General features: G+C 44.7%; 2 protein-coding genes. One reads left to right on the forward strand and one right to left on the reverse strand.

Annotation, left to right across the window (positions count from 1 at the left end):
* Positions 1 to 92 precede the first annotated feature (92 nt).
* A complete protein-coding gene (locus YA0848_RS36565; RefSeq protein WP_126588271.1) occupies positions 93 to 1193 on the forward strand; it encodes a YagK/YfjJ domain-containing protein in 1101 nt (366 codons plus the stop codon).
* A gap of 17 nt (positions 1194 to 1210) precedes the next feature.
* Here YA0848_RS36565 and YA0848_RS35800 read toward each other — a convergent pair.
* Positions 1211 to 1460: hypothetical protein (locus YA0848_RS35800; protein WP_198731598.1), on the reverse strand; the 250-nt coding region annotated here is incomplete at its 5' end.

A 1460-nucleotide genomic window follows, 5' to 3' on the forward strand; every position in this document is an offset into this window, starting at 1 on the left:
ATGCAATAGTTGGCGGTTGTGATGTCAACTGATCATTTGTCAGCAACATGGCTCCCCAAAGCCATGCTGCTGGCTTCTTGAGGAATCAGTGAGTGATAGATGAAGTTGATTGGATCGATAATGGAGGCGCGTTAGATCTTATGGTTGAGGAAGTCGGAGGGCTTCCTGTTTTAAGGGTAGAGGAAAGCTTGGTGTTGGAGTTGCGATCTATTGAGAAGTTAATGTGTGAGCTTGCTGGTAGCAAGGGGTATTTATTCTCTTCATTTACTTGTAAGCGCGACGGGGTAAAGGTTAAGCCTGAGAGGCTTGGTCGCTATTTTGTTGACAAGCTAAGGAGGGGGAAAGGAATGCTTGAACAGTACTTCCCCTCTCATGAAGTTAATCCTTATGTGGAGGTTTTTTTCAGATGTGTTGATCGAGTTGATGATCTTCATTCGCTCAGAGTCTGGCGGATTTTACGCAGTGGAGCTGCTGAGGCTTTTTTAGGTCTAATGAATGATCTCGTAGAGTTTGCACGGTTGGAGCTGTCCAGTGATGCTTTTAAAGCCGTTTTGAAACGATTCCGTAAAGCGTCCTTTAAGCGAGTGAACAGCTTGGAAGGTTATATAGACGCTCTTTTTGCCCAGCGCTCTAGGATGCTTGTTGTGCGTGTTGATTTGTCTTATCAGTCAGGCTTTGTAAGTGGTCGTGAGGATTTTTATGGCGATGTTAAAAAGGTAAAGGTACATTGGGCAAAAATGCAGAAAGATCTACACAAGGGGATTCCAGTTGATGGGTTGTTAGGGTTTGCTTGTAAGCTGGAGTATGGTCAGCTAAAGGGGTTTCACTTTCATTTGTTACTTTTTTATAATGGATCAAATCATCGCCAGGATGGGGTTCTGGCTAGAATTGTTGGTGAGTATTGGCGAGACTCAATTACGGCGGGAGCAGGACGCTATTTCAATTGTAATGCAGTCAAGGATAAATATAGATATCTTGGAATAGGTATGATCAGTTTTAATCAGTTGGACAGGGTAAGCGCTTTGAAGAATAGGGTGGCGTCCTACCTGACCAAGGTGGATTATTGGATACGCCTATCCCCTGAAAGCGGTAGAACATTTTTCAGAGGAAATATGCCTAAGCTGAAGTCTGTGAAGAGAGGGCGTCCCAGAGCCCCTGGGCCTGATCAGGCGGCTCCTCACGTGGCCATCTAGGCATGTCTCATGGCCTATTAGTTTCTGGACTTTAGGCTGATGATGGTAGCTGCTGCGGCAGCCAGCTTTGCCGTGAACCCCCAGTCTGAGCTTTTTAGAGCTTCTATCATGACTGTTCTTTTAGTTGGAGCTTTTTGAATTGTTATTTGACTCTCTTGCCAGAAGTGTTTTGCCGCTTCATTGATAAGAATTAGTGCGGTGGATGCATGTTCTGGGTATTTAGTTAAGGCTTCGCCAATTGGCATCTTTGTTGACTTTATTTTATGG

It is taken from the genome of Pseudomonas sp. S4_EA_1b (assembly GCF_016307435.1).
In the GTDB taxonomy this organism is placed as follows: domain Bacteria; phylum Pseudomonadota; class Gammaproteobacteria; order Pseudomonadales; family Pseudomonadaceae; genus Aquipseudomonas; species Aquipseudomonas rhodesiae.